This is a genomic window from Paenibacillus sp. VMFN-D1, assembly GCF_003386155.1.
Taxonomy (GTDB): domain Bacteria; phylum Bacillota; class Bacilli; order Paenibacillales; family Paenibacillaceae; genus Paenibacillus_AQ; species Paenibacillus_AQ favisporus.
This window is the reverse complement of the sequence record NZ_QRDU01000001.1, coordinates 745,415-763,004: the sequence shown is the minus strand read 5'-3', so window position 1 is coordinate 763,004 and position 17,590 is coordinate 745,415. Positions and strand designations below refer to the sequence as shown.

The window sequence follows — 17,590 nt, the reverse complement described above, 5'->3', positions numbered from 1 at the left end:
CGCGCAGGACCTATTTCAAGCTGACCTGCATGCCCTTCTGGAAGTTTTTGCCGAAGATGATGAACAGGATGATGATCGGCAGGGACAGCAGTACCGATCCCGCGTACAGCGGACCCGGATACGTTCCGTACGGACCGAACATCTGCGAAAGCAGGACGTTCAGCGTCAGCATCCCGTCGCTGCGGACCATGATCATATCCCACAGCAGCTCGGTCCAGCGCTCCATCAGCAGGAACAGGAAGACGACGCTGGTGATGGACTTAGACATCGGCATCATGATTTTGTACAAAATTTGAAAATCCCTTGCTCCGTCCAGCTTGGCCGCTTCAATAAATACGGATGGCACCGCCTTGAAGAAGTTCGTGTACATGAAGATCGCCCACAGGCTGACCCCTTTCGGAATGATCAGCGCCCAGTAGGTGTCGTACCAGCCCAGCTTTTGAATAATGAGAAAGCTCGGAATCAGCAGAATGATGGCCGGAAAAAACATATGGAACAAAATGAAGTTGTTGACGGTATCCCTGCCGCGCCATTTCAGCTTCGAAAGGGCATAAGCGACCATCACCCCGAACATCATCATGAGGAAGGTCGATAGCAAAGACACGATGATACTGTTTACAAAAGCGCCCAGCCAGGGCCGCGTGATTCCCGTCTCCCCGCCGGTAAACAGCCAGGTGTAGGACTTCAGCGTATACGAACTCGGAATCAGCTTTCGATCCACCTGTGTCCAGTCGGCAAACGAATTCAGCACCATGTACAAATACGGATACACCATCACGAGCAGCAATACTCCCGCGATGATATAGCGGATGGCCAGACTGGACTTGCGGCTGCGTTTAGACCCAACCATTTCGCGCACCCCACTTTTCTAGCAGTTTCCGGATGATAAATATCGAGATAAAGGTAGCTACCGAGGCGAGCAGCGCCACCGCAGACGCATAACCGGCCTGCAGATTTTTGAACGCCTGGCTGTAAATTTCCATCTGCCACGTATTGGTGGCATTGTTCGGACCTCCGCCTGTCAGCTGGTATACCTCGGTGAAGATGCCGAAGGTGACGCCGAAAGCGAGAATCAGCGTCGTATAGAGCGCAGGGTACAGCAGCGGAAGCGTAATTTTCCAGAAGCGCTGCCGGCCGGTAACTCCGTCGATGGCAGCCGCCTCGTATACTTCGTGATCTATGCTTTCCAGGCCCGACGTCAGAATGAGCGCGTAGTACCCGGTAAATTTCCAAGCCATAATCATGCCGACGATCAGAAGTGCCGACCATGATGTCCCCAGCCAGTCGATGTTAATGCCGATTTTGCGCAGCGCCGTGTTGACCGGGCTGTTGAAAGACAGCAAACCTTTCACAATCAGCGCCGATACGACGCCGGAAGACAGGTACGGCAGGAAAAAGCCGATGAGAAACAAGCTTTTCAAACGTGGAAGACTGTGCACCAGAACCGAAACGACGAGCGACAGCACGATCACCAGCGGCACAAACACCATCATGAATTTATATGTCACCCAGAACGCGGCGTGCACGCCGGGCGATTTAAGCGCCTTCGCAAAATTGTCAAAGCCGACAAAGTCATATTCGGGAGCGATCAGATCCCAGTTCGTAAAAGACAAATAAAAAGACCAAACGAGCGGAATCAGGAAAAACACGAGCGAGTAAATCAGGTAGGGACTGGCGAACAGCCAGCCCAACCGGTTATTGTTTTCTTTCATTTAGAAGACTCCTTTTATTGAAGTTCCCCTTCAATGGCTTTCTTCATGTTCGCCCATCCGGCTGCCGGATCGATCTCCCCGCGGACGACTTTATTCCAGGCTTCTTGTCCAATAAAGGTCTGCAGGTCGTTATATTTCGGATTATCCATTGGCGGCACCGCATTCGGCACATTTTCGGCATAAGGCTTCAGTTCCGGGTTTTTGTCCAAAATCGCCTTGAAGGATTCGTTGGTGGTCAGGTCGTCGCGAGCCGGCGGCAGCTTCGTTTCATCAAACCACTGGGCGTCGTTTTTCGCATCCGAATAAACCCACTTCACAAAATCCATCGCCGCCTGCTGCTGCTCCTTGGTGGCCGACGCATAGATCACAAGCCCTTTTGTATCGGCAAACGTTTTGGAATCTTTCGGGTTTACGCCGTCAGGTACCGGAGGCATGCTCAGCGTGTAATTCTGGTTGTATTTCATATCCGGGAATTTCTCGGCCCAGTTCGTAAAGGTCCAAGGACCAAGGTCGATAAACAGGCTTGTGCCGGTCTCGAACGGATCCTGTACGTTCTGCGCCAGGATGCCCTTGTCCTTGCGGAGATCGTCAATAAACTTCAGCGTTTCGACGCCAGCTTTCTCATCCCCGACAAACTTGTTGCCTTCAATGAATTTGTTGCCGCCGGAAGCTGCGTTATACAGCATGAAGAAGTCAAACCATCTCTTCCATGCCGTCGGATCGGCGAGGTCCGCTTTGGCCCAGAAGTATTTGTCCGGATATTTCGCTTTCAGCTTCTTATTCACTTCAAGTGCTTCGCTGTAAGTTTTAGGCGGCTCGTTATACCCCAGTTCCTTCAGCAGGTCCAGGCGCCAGCCGAACAGCATCGCATTGGAGTAAATCGGGAGCACGTATTGATGCCCGTCGGCGAACTTCCATGGTTCAATCGTATTTTTCATATTACGGGTGGTGACGATATCGTTAAATCCGCTTAGCGTATCAAGCGGCACCAGCGCCTTGCTGTTTGCAAGCTGGGCGGCAAAACCGCGGTTGATGTTTTCCGAAATGGTCGGAGCGCTTCCCCCGGCAATCGCAGCCTGAATGCTCGCCTCGGAGCTTGGAGATTCCTTGATGACGCTGACGTTGATTTTCACTTTGGAATTGGTCTGTTCGTACGCCTTGGCCATCTTCTCCCAGAAGGCTTGCTGCGTCGGATTGGCTGCCGCCCAAAACTCAATGGTCGTCACACCATCCGCCGTCGTTGCGCTTTGCTTTTTGGAACCGCAGGCGGCGAGCATGGAGGATAACACCAACACCAAAGCCAGAAGTCCGAGCATTTTTCTTTTCATCGAATCGTTGACCTCCTCAAAAAATTGTCTCGAAAGATTTGAAACCATCATTCCAATGACTCGAAACATTATTTTGTAACGTTACAAATTAAGATTACTTAATATTTTGTAAGCGTTTGTGTAACCCTATTATTGTGCATTACAAAAACCTTGTCAACACTTTATTAAAGACAGAATAATCTTTTTATATAAAGGCTCTTTACTTATAGAACTTGTAACGTTACAATTTATCGTAATGTGATTTATTGAAAGGCAGGCTTCTTTTTAAGTTTCTTAGAAAGAACTCCAATTATGCAGGCAAAACAAAGATTGAGGTGTCATATGAAGGATAAAGTAACCATGCAGGATATTGCGGAGCAGCTGAATATATCGAAGAATTCCGTGTCCCAGGCGCTGTCGGGAAAAGACGGGGTCAGCGAAGATACGCGGAAGCTGATCCTCGAAACGGCACACCGGATGGGATATGTGTATTCGCAAAGTCGTAAGCGCCGCTCCGGCGAGCTGGAACAGACCGGAAATATAGCGCTGATCGCTTCTGATTTTGCCTTTTCTATGAAAAGTTTCTTTGGTGAAATTTATTTGAGCATTGAACGGGAAACGGTGCGCAGGGGAAAAAATCTTCTGATCCAATCGGTCAGCAAACAGTCGGCTGATAAGCTGGCTCTCCCATCGTTTCTGCTCAATCAATCCGTGGACGGCATCCTCATTCTGTCTCACATTACAACTGACTATATAAATACCATTACAAATATGGGTAAACCGACGGTCCTCATCGACCATCACCACCCTTCTATCCAAGCTGACTGCATTTTAACCAATAACCGGTTTAGTGCTTATGAGGCCGTCCGTCACTTGACAGAGCTGGGACATCGAAAGATCGGCCTGTTGGCCAACACTTCGTTTTCGCCAAGTTATTACGAGCGCTGGGAAGGATACGTACTGGCGATGAACGACTTCGGACTGGAGATCCACGAGCCATGGGTCATCAAGGATGCTGTAGAGAACACGGATTACATTTTGCAAAAAATTAAAACGCTGCAACAGCTGCCGACAGCTTGGTTCTGCGTCAACGACGGACTCGGCTTTTACCTGAATTCGGCCCTGCAGCAATCGGGTTACAGCGTGCCGGAGGACGTCTCCGTCGTCAGCTTCGACAACGGCTATTTGTCCCAGGTGTCCACGCCTCAAATTACGACGATGGATGTGGACCTGAAGCTGTACGGACGCAAGGCCGTGGAGCAGCTGTTCTGGCGGATGGATCATCCCGAGCATCCGTATACCGAACTGCTCTTGCCCACCAAGCTGCTGAAGCGGGGGTCCAGCGGTCCAGCGCCCAGCGCCGGTATGGAGATACAGGAAGGTCACGAAACAGCGAACAGGAACGGGAAATAACCGTAAAAAGACAGCGAATAACTGAAATCAAAGAAAAAAAGCCGGTCCCTCAACTTGCGAGGGACCGGCTTTTTTGCTGTACTTTTTAAAATTGCTAGGAGTAAGGGTGGTATTCGGTCAGGTGGCAGGAGGGATCTCAATTATAGGACAAATGATATCTGATATCCCCGCGGATTACCGCTGAACGATCCCTTACGCTTACGCCCCTCCGTATAACCGCCGGTAAGCCGAGGGCGTCATCCCCTCATGCTCCATAAAACGCTTGTTGAAATAGCTCACGCTTGGATAACCCGCGTCCTCTGCGATCTGCCCGATCGTCGCACTCTTTCGCTCGAGCAGCCACTGCTTCGCCATCTGCAGGCGGCAGCGCGTGATGAACTCCATCGGCGTCATCTCGGTTACGCTGCGGAACAGCTTGCAGAAGTAGTAGGTGGATATGCCAAGTCTGCCCGCCCAATCCTCCAGGATGAACGGCTTGACCGCCTCCTGCTGCATGACCGGAAGCAGCTCCAGGATCCGGCTGCCCGAATTGTTCGATTTGACCGGAGACAACGGGGTGGCATGCTCGATAAATTCGGCCAGCAGCGCGTAAGTAAGTGTCGAGAGGCGGACCGGGTGGAGCATCCGGTGCTCTTCCGCCTCCTGCAGCAGATTTTCGTGCGCCTGCTCAAACGAAGCCGATTGGCGGATCGTCCAAAGAAGGCTGTGATGCAGACCGCGTTCGATCAAATAATCCTGCAGACCGCTCCCGTAGAAGTGAAACCAGCGGATATCCCACGGGTCTTCCTCGCTGCTGTAGTACCGCTGGCGCTGCATGGGAAAATACAGCACCGCCTCTCCCGGCCCCAGCTCATAGACCACATCCTCCACTTCCACGTACCCTCTGCCTCCAGCCACGTAATGAATGTTGAAATTGTTCAAGGCCCCCGCCTCCCGGAATACGCTGTGACCCGGATCGTTCCGGTAAAAGCCGACCGATTCGGGAAAACAGAAAAACGGCATCGACGGAAGGGTCAGCAAATGGCTTTGCCGCTTCACCTGTCCTCACCCCAAATGACAATATTGTTATAATGCATTGCAAAATCGTATTATATTAATTTTAAATACAATCTTTTATAATCGCAATATAATCATAAATAAGCTTCTTGAGGAGATGATACACGAACATGAGCCAGAAATTGAAATGGGGCGTGCTGGGCTGCGCGGGCATCGCCAAGCGCTCGGTCATTCCAGGGGTGCAGCAGTCCGAGCTGAATGAAGTCGCCGCCATCGCCAGCCGGAACGAGGAGAAAGCAAAGCAGACGGCGGCGGACCTGAATATTCCGGTCGCTTACGGAAGCTACGAGGCGCTGCTTGAGGATCCGTCCATCGACGTCGTATACATTCCTTTGCCGAATCATCTTCATAAAGAGTGGACAATCCGCGCGGCGGAAGCCGGCAAGCATATCCTGTGCGAGAAGCCGCTGGCCTTGACCGAAAGCGAAGCAGCCGAAATGGCTGAAGCCGCCGCCAAAGCGGGCGTGTATTTGTCCGAAGCCTTCATGTACCGTTACCACCCCCGCTACGACAAGATCAAGCAGATTATCGACTCGGGCCAAATCGGCGAAGTCCGCGGCATCCGCAGCGCCTTTACTTTTAACAACGCCGGCGACAAAACGAACGTCCGCTACCGCAAGGATTGGGGCGGCGGCTCGATCTACGACGTCGGATGCTATCCGATCAACGCGGCTCGGCTGCTGCTCGGCAAGGAACCGATCGCCGTCACGGTGAACGCCTTCTTCTCGCCGGAGCATGACGATGTCGATATGATGGCCTCCGGCCTCATCGAATTTGACGGCTCCGTCGCACTGACCTTCGACTGCGCCATGTGGGCCGCGTCGCGCAATCCGCTGGAAATCCTCGGCACGGACGGCATCATCGAGGTGCCTTCAGCCTACGTTACACCGACGCCGGGCAGCGGCAACTTCTACTTGACCGTACGCGGGGAACGGAGCGAAATCGAGGTTCCTCATGTAAACGCATACAGCCTGCAGGCCGATCAGCTCGCCCGGGCCATTATGAACAAGACGCCGCTGCAGTTCCAGCCCGATGATGCGATTCACAACATGAAGGTGATTGACGCATGCTTGCTGTCTGCTCGCGAGCATACCCGGGTTGCGCTGTAACGAGCCATAAAAAACCATAATAGCTTAGGAGGGTATTATCCATGGAATACATTTCCGTCAAAGGTCTGGATAAAAAGGTTTCCCGTTTGATGAAAGGCACGGACTACTTTTTCCACAATTCGTACGATAAAGCCGCTGCCAACATGGACGCGTATCTGGCCATCGGCGGCAATTCCGTCGACTCCGCCCACATCTACTGCGGCGGCGAAAGCGAAGAAGTGCTGGGCCGTTACATGAAGGAGCGCGGCAACCGGGATCAGATCGTCATCCTGACCAAGGGCGCCCATCACGACCAGAACGGTCCGCGCGTCAACAAGGAAGCCATCCGGCACGATATTACGACCAGCCTGAAGCGGCTGCAGACCGATTTTATCGATCTGTACGCGCTGCACCGGGACGATCCGAACGTGCCTGCCGGCGAAGTGATCGAAATTTTGAACGAATATGTCAAGTCAGGTACCGTCGGCGCCATCGGCTGTTCCAACTGGACGTGGCAGCGGATCAAGGAAGCCAACGATTACGCGGCCGAGAAAGGCTTGACCGGCTTTACCTTCAGCAGCCCGAACCTCAGCCTTGCCAAACCGAACGAGCCGTTCTGGAAAGGCTGCGTCTCGGCCGATGCCGAAACCTGCGCCTGGCATGAAGCCGAGCAGTTTCCGCTCTTCTCCTGGTCTTCCCAGGCAAGAGGCTTCTTTACCGGCCGGTTTACGCCGGAAGTCCGCGACAACGCCGACCTGGTCCGCGTGTTCTACAGCGACGCCAACTGGGAGCGCCTGGAGCGTGCGAAGCAGCTCGGCGAGGAGCGCGGCGTGACCGCCATCCAAATCGCCCTCGCATACGTGCTGAACCAGCCGTTCCCGACCTGCGCCCTGATTGGCGCCCAGTCGGCAGAAGAACTGCGTTCCTGCGACGAGGGCTCCCGGATTCAGCTGAGCCGCGCGGAGCTCGACTGGCTGGACCTGACCTCGGACGAACGCTAAGCTATACAGCAGCGGTAAGCTGCATTCCCTGACCTCTAGTCGTTCCGACGCCGAGGATGTCAAGCATAACAACAAGCCGCCTTCTCCCTAGTCCAACAGACCAGGCAGAGGGCGGCTTTTGTTCGTTATCGGCAGACGAGTTTACACGATGACGGCGGCCGACGGCTTAGGGAGCAGCTTATTTTCCGAGCTGCCGGCCCACTTGCCGTTCCGGGTGATGCCGCTCAGCATGTGCAGATATATGTCAGGCCTCCAGTCCGGTACACCGGTCAGCGGATTGTGCTCAAACAACGGGAGCCGGCCTCCCGCCTGGCTCAAATCGAGGGTCGCCAGCACGACCGCCTCCTTATCCTCGACCGGCGCCCCCTTGTATTCCGAGCCGATGTGGCTTGCAGGACCGACGATCATGCTGCCACCGGGAAAATACGAATCGTAATCCTGGCCGACAAGGTTCGAGCTGACGATAAACGTGCCGTTCTCCAGCGATCTCGATTTGAGCGTCGTGTAATACAGGTCCTGCCATCCCTCCACATTGTGGATCGCCGTCAGATTCAAATATATCCGCGAACCGAGCGCGGTATAATGCCGGACCAGTTCAGGGAAGCAGTAGGAATCGTAACAGATGCCGACCCCCACCGGTCCCCATGGCGTGTCGAACATGAGCGGCTCGCTGCCCTTTGTCGCCCATAGTGACTCCTTGGCCGCCGGATGGATTTTGCGGTAGGCGCCGATTACGCCTTCCGGACCGATCACCGCCGCGGAATTGTAGATGATATCCGGGTTCGCCGCATCCCGCTCCGGCATCCCAAGCACGACATACACACCGTACTCCTTGGACAGATCAGCAAGGGCCAGCGTCGATTCACCGGGCACCGTTTCGGCATTCTGCCTCTGCATTTCAGGGTCGTCATCCTTGACACCGTAGCCGGTTAGCGCGGTTTCCGGGAATAATATCAAATCCGCGCCCTGCTTCGCCGCCGTCCGCACATAGCCTTTGATGCGCTTCAAATTATCCGCCTTATCCCCCCATGTGGGATGAAAATTTATCGCAGCTACCGTAACGATATCCTGAACCTCGCTAGAGCCGAACTTTGGATTTGTCATCATATATTCACACACCCTTCTACAAATTTTGAACGGCCGCCATTCCTTCGTGTACCAGCAAGCACGCCGTGTGATGACCCTCACCTACCTCAACGAGAGCTGGCACATTCTGTGCGCAGCGCGCTTCGGCGAACATGCACCGCGTCCGGAAGCGGCAGCCGGACGGCGGATTCAGCGGACTCGGGAGGTCACCCTTCAGCAGCACGGTTTCCGGCGCCTTGCGAACGGCCAGGTCCACCGAGGGCACCGACTTTAGCAGCGCCTGCGTGTAAGGATGCCGTGGATTCGCGAAAACTTCTTCCTTCGGCCCCTTCTCCACGACGCCGCCCAAATACATCACCATGACATCGTCGCTCATATATTCCACCACGTGCAGATCGTGGGAAATAAAGATCAGCGACAGGTCGAACTCCTTTTTGAGATCTTGAAACAGGTTGAGCACCTGGGCCTGCACCGATTTGTCCAGAGCCGACACCGCCTCGTCGGCAATGACGATGTCCGGTTCGAGCACGAGCGCCCTGGCAATGGCCACGCGCTGCCTCTGCCCGCCGCTTAAATGATGCGGATACTTCGCGGCATAGGATTTGGGCAAGCCTACCGCATCCAAATAACGGTATGCCTGCGTACTGGCCGCAGCCCGCCCGGTTCCATTGGCCCACAGCGGGAACGCCACATTGTCCAGAATGGTCAGCTTCGGATTCAGCGAAGAATAAGGATTTTGAAACACCATTTGAATCCGTTTCCTCATTTTCTTCAAATCGGAACCGCCGAGCTTCAGCAAATCCTCGTTCTTGTATCGGACCTGCCCTTGGTCAGGCTCAATCAGTCTCATGATCAGCCGGGCCAAAGTAGACTTGCCGCATCCGGACTCGCCGACGATGCCGAGCGTACCCTTGGATTTCAGCGTGAAGGATACCCCGTTGACGGCGGACACCCCTCCCTTGCTCTTTCCGAATATTCCCCGCAGGGGAAAGGTCTTGCTGACATTGGTCACTTCAAGAATGTGCTCCATCCGTTATCCCTCCTTAACCTTTGCTGTCCAGTACATCCGACAAGGCGTCGGATACGATGTTAAGCACAAGCGATGTGACGAATATAAAGATGCCCGGGACGATCGTAACGATGGGGTCAATAAATATGACTTGCTTCAAATTGTTCAGCATAAATCCCCACTCCGGCGTCGGCGGCGATACGCCGAGTCCCAGAAAGCTCAGACCGGACGCGAGCATGAGGCAGATGCCGATCTGGGTCGTGCTGTAGACAAACAGTCGAGAAAAAATGTTGTTTACGACATGAAAACGGATGATGAGCCCCGTTCCGGCCCCGCTGGACAGCGCGGCTTCGATATACTCCTCCTTCTTCACCTCCTTCACGGCCGTTTCGGCAATGCGGGCAATCGGCGGAATGAAGACGATTGTCGCCGAGATCATGATGTTGCTGATGCCCGGACCGAGCGAAGCGGAGATGCCGATGGCCAGCAGAATCGCCGGGAACGAGAACAAAATATCCAGCGTGCGCATGATGAGCGTATTGACGATACCTTTAAAATATCCGGCGATGATTCCAAGCCCGCCACCTAGGATAACGGCGATCATGACCGGGACGATGCCTGACAGCAGGCTCAGCCGTCCCCCGTACAAGATCCGGGTAAGCAAATCCCGGCCTTGTTCATCCGTGCCAAGAAGGTGTCCCGCCGACCCGACAGGGAGAAGCCTCTCTTTGACGTTACCCGCGTAAGGATCATACGGGGACAGCCACGGGGCGGCGATGCAGGCGAGGACGATCGCGGCGAGAATGACCAGTGCGACCAGCGCCGCTCTCCGCCTGCAGAACGCCCGCCATCGTTCGGCAGCCTGTGAGGGCTGTTTTGGCAAACTTGCGGCCGAAGCCGCATCGGGAACAATGGATTGAACATTGGTAGCCATGCTGCCCACTCCTTTCAAGAATGCCTTACTCTTGGATCAAGAACCGCATGCAGTGAGTCGACTGCCAGATTGATGAGAACAAAAGCGACAGCTACCACAAGAACGCCCGATTGCACGATGGGAAAGTCCCGCTGCCCGATCGCCTGGTAGATCAACTGGCCGATGCCGGGCCAGGCAAAGACCGTTTCCACGAGGACGGAGCCGCCGATCAAATAGCCGAATTGGAGCCCGGCCACCGTCAAAATGGTCGGCATGCCGTTCTTGAGCACATGGCGCAGCACTTTGCCTGCCGGCGCACCTTTGGCCTGCAGCGCGAACACGAAGTCCTGCTGGAGCAAACCCGCGATCGTACTGCGCACCATCCGGGTCATAACGCCAAGCGTCGTCAGGGAAGCCGCAATCGTCGGGAGGATCAGGTGTCTGAAGGTATCCAGCAGCCCTCCACCCCCGATACTCTGCATCCCGGAGGAAGGGAGCCAGCCGAGACTGACGGAGAATATCCCGATCAGAATCAGCGCGGCCCAGAAATTCGGCATGCCGATTCCCGCGAGTCCCAGCAAGTTGAACAGGGCAGCCGCCCACGATTTGGGACGGTATGCGCTGTAAACGCCAATGGCCAGGCCGAGGCCGAACGATAAGACGGCTGAAGCCGCCGCCAGCAGCAGCGTATTTCCTACAGCCGGGAGCAGCAGTTCGCTGACCGGCAGCCGCTTGATGATAGATGTCCCCATATCCCCTTGGAACATATGGATTAGCCAAAAGATGAACTGCACATAAATCGGCTTGTCGAGCCCAAGCTCGCGTGTTACCCGCATCCGCTCTTCCTCGGTCGCATCCGCAGGAACGATCGTGTTGACGGGATCGCCGGGGACCATTTGGAGCATCAGAAACACGATGACGGATACGCCAAACAGCGTGGGAATGAACAGAAGCAGACGTTTACTGATAAAAGCAACCATGCGCGTAACCCCCCTTTTTTACTCGATGGAGATGCCCGTCAGATCCGCAAACCAGGACTGAGGCTGAACGAAGCCGTGAATATCCGGAGCGAGCACCCTCAAGTTCAGGTCATGGACGACGAAGATCCAAGGGGCGTCCTCCGCAATGATCGCCGAGGCCTGCTTCAGCAGCGCATCCCGCTTACCGGCGTCGAAGCTGGTCTGCGTCTCGTTCAATATCCGATCCAGCTCCGGATTGGAGTATCCGCCGATATTCAAGCCTTTCGGAAACAGAGCCGCCGACGAGAAGAAGTTCGGGAAGGAGTTCGGGGCAATGGTCGGAAGGGAAATATTTATTGCGCCCACTTCCTTGTCTTTGGGGAACCCTTGAAGATACTGGGTCAGCAGCGACTGCCACTCGATAGATTCGATTTTCACGTCGATCCCCACAGCCTTCAGGTCCTTCTGAACGTATTCGTTCATCTGCACCGGCCACATGTTGCCGGATCCGCTTGTCGGGACCAGGAAGGTGGTTGAGAAACCATTGGGATAACCCGCTTCCGCCAGCAGCTTCTTGGCTTTGTCCGGGTCATAGGCATACGGCTCCGCATCGGAACTGTACCAAGCATGCCCTTTGTACATGAGCTGCGTCGCCGGGATGGAGGCGCCGCCCAGCAAGTCGGCGCTCATGCCCTCTCGGTCGAGGGCGTAATTCGCCGCCTGCCGCACCTTTTTGTCTTTCCACGGGCCATCGGCCGTGTTCAGGACATACGGCCAAATGTGCGGGTACGTATTGGTCAGCACCTGGAATCCCATGCTTTTCAGCTGCTCAATCGATTCGGTAGGCGGAATCTCGGCCCAGTTGACCTCCCCGGACTGAATTGCCGCGAGCCGGGCGGACGGATCACTGATCGGCCGGAGCACCACCCGATCCAGTTTCGGGACCGTGCCCCAGTACTTGTCGTTCTTATCCATAACCAATTCCTGCCCCTGCTTCATGCTCACGAATTTGAAGGGCCCTGTTCCGGTAGGATGATTCGCATAATCCCCGCCGTACTTCTTGACCGCTTCCGGGCTTGGTATCAGGATGCTGGCCAAGTCGTACAGCAGAAAGCTGTATGGTCCGTTGGTATAGATTCGAACCGTGTTTTCGTCAGCCTTGGCGTACTTCGCGATAAAACGAAGCGAGCTGCCGGTGGAACCGGCAATTTTTGCATCGTAATACGGGGAATCCGGTTTCAGCAGACGGTCGAGGGCAAAGATGACGGAATCCGCATTAAACGGCGTTCCGTCATGGAACTTAACCCCTTGGCGCAGATGAAAGGTCCACTCGGTCGGATCGCTGTTCGAATGTTCCCATGATTCGGCCAGGCCGCCCGTGAGTTCGGCCGGCTTGTCGCCCTGCGTCAAATCCCATTTCACCAGAGCATCGTACAGCTGATAGCCGACAAAGCGCATCCCTTCATAGCCTTCGGTCGGCATCGTGTCCGGTACCGGGATGTTCGCGGCGGACATGGCAATCACCAAGGTCCCTTTCGCCGCCGAGCCTTCGGCGGCCGCTCCGCCTCTGCCGCACCCGCTAAGAACCATTGAGAGGCACAGGATAAGCAGCAGTAGAGTGATGGCGTACGTTTTTTTCAAGCTTGAGTATGGTTTCATCTCCGGCACCTCCACAGGGTTCCATTATTTTTATTGGGCGTATCTTTCCCGGCCGGCAAGCTGGAAGCAGGCCGCCTGCTGCGATCGTCCCGCCCTTACGTAATCCGGGACACTCTCCGTGCACCGGCTCTCGGCATTAGGACAGCGCTGTGCAAAAGCGCATCCCGGCGGCATTTCCGTAATGAGCGGCGGCTGTCCGGGGATGGTGGACAGCCTTCCCGTTTGCTTGCTCTGAGGCGTCGCCGCAATCAGCCCGGCCGTGTAGGGATGCATCGGTCTGGTCAGAACCTCCTCCGCCGATCCATACTCGACGATTTTGCCGGCATACATGACGGCGACCTCGTCGGCCATTTCGGCGGCCACGCCGATATCATGGGTGACCAGCACGATCGACATCCCGAACTCGGCCTGAAGCTCCTTGAACAGCCGAAGGATTTGCGCCTGAATGGTAACGTCCAGAGCGGTGGTCGGTTCATCGGCGAGAAGCAGATCGGGACGGCAGCCGAGCGCCATCGCTATGACCGCCCTCTGCCGCATGCCGCCGCTCATCTCATGGGGGTAGGCGCGCACCCTTTCTTCCGGCGAAGGAATGCCGACCTTACGGAACAGCTCGATGACCCTGTCCTTCGCTTCCCTTCTCCCCACTTTATGGTGCGCCCTGATCGTTTCCTTCAGCTGGTCGCCGACCCGGTACAGCGGGTCGAGCGCCGAGAGGGCGTCCTGGAATATCATCGCCACCCGGTTCCCGCGAATCGCCACCATTTCTTTCGGCGATTTGCCCAGCAAGTCTTCCCCTTCGAGCCGGACGCTGCCGGCAACATTCGAACCGCGCTGCGTCAGCCGCAGAATGGAACGGAGCATAACGCTCTTCCCCGAACCCGATTCCCCGAGAATAACCGTCGTCTTGCCTTTTTTGACCCGCAGGGTGACTCCCCTGACGGCATCCACCATCCCTTTCTTGGTCGAAAATGAGGTGACAAGGCTGTCGATTTCCAAAAGATTTGACATCATATTCCCTCCTTCACAGCTTCTGAAAAATGGATCTCCCCGGCCTATGATCAATCGGCTTTTTTGCAGCATGCCAGGAATGCTGTTTGTGTGATAAATACTAACATAAATTCTGTAATGTTAGGATATCGAAACATTCTATACCTTGTTTCAGCCCCTTTTCAGCGAAAATATGTTATGTTTCTTAACAATTACCTCCATATATACAAAAAACGATTGGATTTTTGCGTTCAAGGAGCATTTTTCTCCCATAGAAATGACACAGCTTGAAGGTAAATCAACTATGGGGGGATGTCCTTAAAGAATCCATTTGTTCAAGTCATTCGAGAGGTAGAGCACTCATCCACAATCTTTCTTAGCAAAGGAGATGTTATCTATGACCACCCTGCATCAGGAGCTGCTGTATGATACGATCGCCGGCTTATCGGAACGGATCCGCAGCCGCCGCATTTCACCCGTCGAAATTACGCAGATGCTTCTCGAACGGATTGAAACGCTCAATCCCCGGCTGAATGCGTACGTAACGGTTACGGCCGATCTCGCGCTCGCCCAGGCCAAAGCGGCCGAAGTTGAAATCATGAAAGGAGAGTACAGAGGTCCGCTTCACGGAATTCCTATCGCCCACAAAGATATTTACAATACCCAGGGAATCCGGACGGCTGTCGGCTCCAAAATTCTCGAAACATTCGTGCCGGATACGGATGCCACCGTCGTCCGTAAGCTGGGAGAAGCAGGCGCGGTCCTGCTCGGCAAAGTGCAGACCCATGAGTTTGCTGCCGGGACGCTGACGAACAGCCCTCATTTCGCTCCCTGCCGCAATCCGTGGAACCTGGAGAAATCGCCGGGCGGCTCAAGCGGTGGCTCGGGATCGGCCGTAGCGGCCGGACTTGCCTACATGGGCACAGGCACGGACACCGGCGGATCAGTCCGCATTCCCGCAGCAGCCTGCGGCATCGTCGGCCTGAAGCCGACATACGGCAGGGTCAGCCGCCATGGCATATTTCCGCTGTCGTGGTCGCTGGACCACGCCGGCCCGCTGACCCGCTCGACCCAAGACGCCGCCATCTGCCTTCAGGCTATGGCGGGGTATGACCCGCTGGACGATACGTCGGCCGACGTATCGGTCCCGAATTTCACCGGCATGCTGCGCGGCGATCTGTACGGCATCACCATCGGGATTCCCTCGTCCTTTTACTACGACGGCATTGATCCGGAGGTGGAGGCCGCCCTCCAGGCAGCCATGGGGCAGTTCAAGCTGCTTGGAGCGAATGTCATTGAAGTGGAAATCCCGCTGCTAAGCCGTGTCAACGCGATCGGCAACGGCATTTGCATGGGCGAAGTCGCCTCCATTCACGAGAAGTGGTACCGGGAACAGCCGGAGCAGTACGGACCGGATGTCCGGGGAATGATCGAAGGCGCCCGCCTGATCCCGGCCGTCCACTATTTGCAGGCACAGCGGGCGCGCCGGCTCCTGCAGCAGGAGTATATGCAGGCGCTATCTGCAGCCGACGTCCTGCTTACCCCGACCCTCCCGGCAACTGCGCCCGGCATCCACGACGTCGAAATCAGCATGCGCTTCGCTGAACTGACCATGCCGACGAACGTAACCGGCCTGCCGAGCCTCGCCATGCCCTGCGGCTTTTCAGCTGCAGGGATGCCGATCAGCATGCAGCTCATCGGCAAACCGTTTGCCGAAGCGGAGCTCATCGGCATCGGCCATGCGTATGAACAAAGCACCGATTGGCATTTCCGTCATCCGGAGCTGGACTAATCGAAAAACCGGTTTCCGCACATCACCTGATCAGTGGACAGACGAACCAGCCCGCTACATACCATACCAGAGGAGGAATACCATGGATAACGAATACAAGCTAACAGCCACTACCCGGCAAGAAAGGGATGCGGAAGAAAGCACCGCCGAGGCACTGCAGGCAGCGATCATCGGCATCCCGATGGCCAAAGAGCGTATAGAAGCGGCAGCGTCTGCCGCCATTCCGCTCCTTTCTCTTCTGGGAACTTTGTATGACATCGATGTCGAGGGCATCGAGCCCGTCATCCAGCCGATGTTTAGAAACGGCATGACAACTGCACCCGCTGCACCCGCATCATGATGAATCCGTGCCCGATCGACTTCTTCGTTTGAATCCGCACAGGCAAAAAAGCACCCTCCCGGCTCATTTCATCCAGGAGGGTGCTCCTATCTTGTATTTGTCTCCTTATCCATTCAAACCGCCGGAAGCGGCGGTGTGCCCTGCGCCCGGCTTGTATCTGGCAAGCAGCCTGCGCTGCAATTCGCCGATCGGCACGTCGAGCTGGGCGGTTTCCGAGTATGCCATGTATACCGGCAGAGCCGGCAGCATGGAACCAAAAGGGATCATTCGGATGGGATAGGCCTCCAGGTACAACTCAGGGACGTAGCATTTGGGTACGAACGTGTATCCCTGGCCGTTGGCTACGACCCCCAGCATCATATCACTGCTGTCCACGATTTGGAACTTGTCTGGCGTGGACCCAAACAGTTTGGACAGCACCTCCCATACATTCACGTAGGTGGCGATCGGATTTTCGAACAGCACGAACATGTCATGCTTGAGCACGTTGATAAGGTCATCATCCTTGCGGATCACGCCCCGATAGGCTTCTTCCGAACACAGCAGCACCCATTCGTCGTCCAGAAGATGCACTGGCTGCAAATGACGGCATTCCTTCACATCATAAAACAGCCCGATATCAATGACCCCGTACTCGATCAGATCAATGAGCAGCATGGACGAACGGGAAACATACTTACACTTCAGATCGGGGCGAATGCGCTGCAATTCGGCAACCAGAGGGTACACGAACCTGCCGGACAGTCCGGTGTCGACGCCGATCACCATCCGGTCCATGCGGGTCACTTCGGCAAGGGAACGATCGAACTTCAGCAGGTCTGCTTTGTTCAGCATCGCAGAGGCATTGTTGAACTGGCTTACCATTTGGATCGCATAATACAGAAAATAATGCCCTTCCTGCGTCAGCTTCACTCCGTCCCACCCCCGGTCCAGCAACTTGACGCCCATCCCCTCCTCCAGCTTGCGTATTCTCGCGCTCAGCGTCGGCTGGGTGACATGCAGCGTCTGGGCAGCCTTGGAAATGCTCTTCTCTTTGGCGATCGTTGCAAATGAATGCAGACCTTCCAGATCCATTCCATCCCCACCTTCCACAAAAATTGGTTTGACCGATCATCAGGTCGGAGGAATTCACGTTAGTGTAAGATTAAATAACATATATTATCCTATTTATATCATATTTCTTGTCATTCAGGGTATAAAAAAGTGCGATATCCTGTAATCGGGGTTTTTATGTTATATTATTTGACATAAACACAACAATATTTATT

16 protein-coding genes are annotated in these 17,590 nt (G+C 55.0%); 5 read left to right on the top strand and 11 right to left on the bottom strand.

The features are described from left to right. Positions 1 to 10 precede the first annotated feature (10 nt). The 3 genes from C7820_RS03655 to C7820_RS03645 are packed head-to-tail and all read right to left on the bottom strand — an operon-like array spanning position 11 to position 3,040. Positions 11 to 850, bottom strand: coding sequence for a carbohydrate ABC transporter permease (locus C7820_RS03655; RefSeq protein ID WP_116229789.1), 840 nt, complete (start codon positions 848 to 850; stop codon positions 11 to 13). Further along, entirely contained in the window at positions 837 to 1,712 is an 876-nt protein-coding gene (locus C7820_RS03650; protein ID WP_076171042.1) for a carbohydrate ABC transporter permease, read from the bottom strand. Before C7820_RS03650 ends, C7820_RS03655 begins: the two co-directional genes overlap by 14 nt. Positions 1,713 to 1,726: 14 nt before the next feature. Then, a complete protein-coding gene (locus C7820_RS03645) occupies positions 1,727 to 3,040 on the bottom strand; it encodes an ABC transporter substrate-binding protein (protein WP_116229788.1) in 1,314 nt (437 codons plus the stop codon). Between the two features lie 321 nt (positions 3,041 to 3,361). On the opposite strand from C7820_RS03645, the gene C7820_RS03640 reads away from it, so the two are divergent. Beyond that, positions 3,362 to 4,432, top strand: coding sequence for a LacI family DNA-binding transcriptional regulator (locus C7820_RS03640; RefSeq protein WP_116229787.1), 1,071 nt, complete (start codon positions 3,362 to 3,364; stop codon positions 4,430 to 4,432). A gap of 198 nt (positions 4,433 to 4,630) precedes the next feature. Here C7820_RS03640 and C7820_RS03635 read toward each other — a convergent pair whose 3' ends face one another. After that, positions 4,631 to 5,470 (bottom strand): helix-turn-helix transcriptional regulator, encoded by an 840-nt coding sequence (locus tag C7820_RS03635; protein WP_116229786.1) that lies wholly within the window; start codon positions 5,468 to 5,470, stop codon positions 4,631 to 4,633. 128 nt (positions 5,471 to 5,598) lie between these two features. Here C7820_RS03635 and C7820_RS03630 point away from each other — a divergent pair, with 128 nt between their 5' ends. Continuing rightward, positions 5,599 to 6,597, top strand: coding sequence for a Gfo/Idh/MocA family protein (locus C7820_RS03630; RefSeq protein WP_036715234.1), 999 nt, complete (start codon positions 5,599 to 5,601; stop codon positions 6,595 to 6,597). Positions 6,598 to 6,638: 41 nt separating this feature from the next. Then, positions 6,639 to 7,577 (top strand): aldo/keto reductase, encoded by a 939-nt coding sequence (locus C7820_RS03625; RefSeq protein WP_116229785.1) that lies wholly within the window; start codon positions 6,639 to 6,641, stop codon positions 7,575 to 7,577. A 141-nt stretch (positions 7,578 to 7,718) separates the two neighbouring features. Here C7820_RS03625 and C7820_RS03620 read toward each other — a convergent pair whose 3' ends face one another. Genes C7820_RS03620 through C7820_RS03595 form a run of 6 tightly spaced genes read right to left on the bottom strand, consistent with a single transcriptional unit; the run spans position 7,719 to position 14,211 of the window. Beyond that, entirely contained in the window at positions 7,719 to 8,684 is a 966-nt protein-coding gene (locus tag C7820_RS03620; protein ID WP_116229784.1) for a carbon-nitrogen hydrolase family protein, read from the bottom strand. A gap of 16 nt (positions 8,685 to 8,700) precedes the next feature. Further along, positions 8,701 to 9,693, bottom strand: a complete 993-nt coding sequence (locus C7820_RS03615) for an ABC transporter ATP-binding protein (protein WP_116229783.1) — start codon at positions 9,691 to 9,693, stop codon at positions 8,701 to 8,703. Positions 9,694 to 9,706: 13 nt separating this feature from the next. Next, on the bottom strand, positions 9,707 to 10,606 hold the full coding sequence (locus tag C7820_RS03610) for an ABC transporter permease (protein WP_116229782.1): 900 nt from the start codon (positions 10,604 to 10,606) through the stop codon (positions 9,707 to 9,709). 14 nt (positions 10,607 to 10,620) lie between these two features. Then, positions 10,621 to 11,565, bottom strand: coding sequence for an ABC transporter permease (locus tag C7820_RS03605; RefSeq protein WP_116229781.1), 945 nt, complete (start codon positions 11,563 to 11,565; stop codon positions 10,621 to 10,623). 18 nt (positions 11,566 to 11,583) lie between these two features. Beyond that, positions 11,584 to 13,203, bottom strand: coding sequence for an ABC transporter substrate-binding protein (locus C7820_RS03600; RefSeq protein ID WP_116229780.1), 1,620 nt, complete (start codon positions 13,201 to 13,203; stop codon positions 11,584 to 11,586). A gap of 30 nt (positions 13,204 to 13,233) precedes the next feature. Beyond that, positions 13,234 to 14,211, bottom strand: a complete 978-nt coding sequence (locus C7820_RS03595) for an ABC transporter ATP-binding protein (RefSeq protein ID WP_116229779.1) — start codon at positions 14,209 to 14,211, stop codon at positions 13,234 to 13,236. 376 nt (positions 14,212 to 14,587) lie between these two features. On the opposite strand from C7820_RS03595, the gene C7820_RS03590 reads away from it, so the two are divergent. Both C7820_RS03590 and C7820_RS03585 read left to right on the top strand, forming a co-directional pair. Beyond that, complete coding sequence (locus C7820_RS03590; RefSeq protein WP_116229778.1) at positions 14,588 to 15,982, top strand: amidase; 1,395 nt, start codon at positions 14,588 to 14,590, stop codon at positions 15,980 to 15,982. Between the two features lie 82 nt (positions 15,983 to 16,064). Next, positions 16,065 to 16,322: a hypothetical protein gene (locus C7820_RS03585; RefSeq protein ID WP_036715226.1), complete on the top strand. Its 258-nt coding sequence runs from the start codon at positions 16,065 to 16,067 to the stop codon at positions 16,320 to 16,322. A 105-nt stretch (positions 16,323 to 16,427) separates the two neighbouring features. Here the strand turns inward: C7820_RS03585 and C7820_RS03580 are convergent, their stop codons facing one another. Next, positions 16,428 to 17,396: a LysR family transcriptional regulator gene (locus tag C7820_RS03580; RefSeq protein ID WP_116229777.1), complete on the bottom strand. Its 969-nt coding sequence runs from the start codon at positions 17,394 to 17,396 to the stop codon at positions 16,428 to 16,430. Between the last annotated feature and the right edge of the window lie 194 nt (positions 17,397 to 17,590).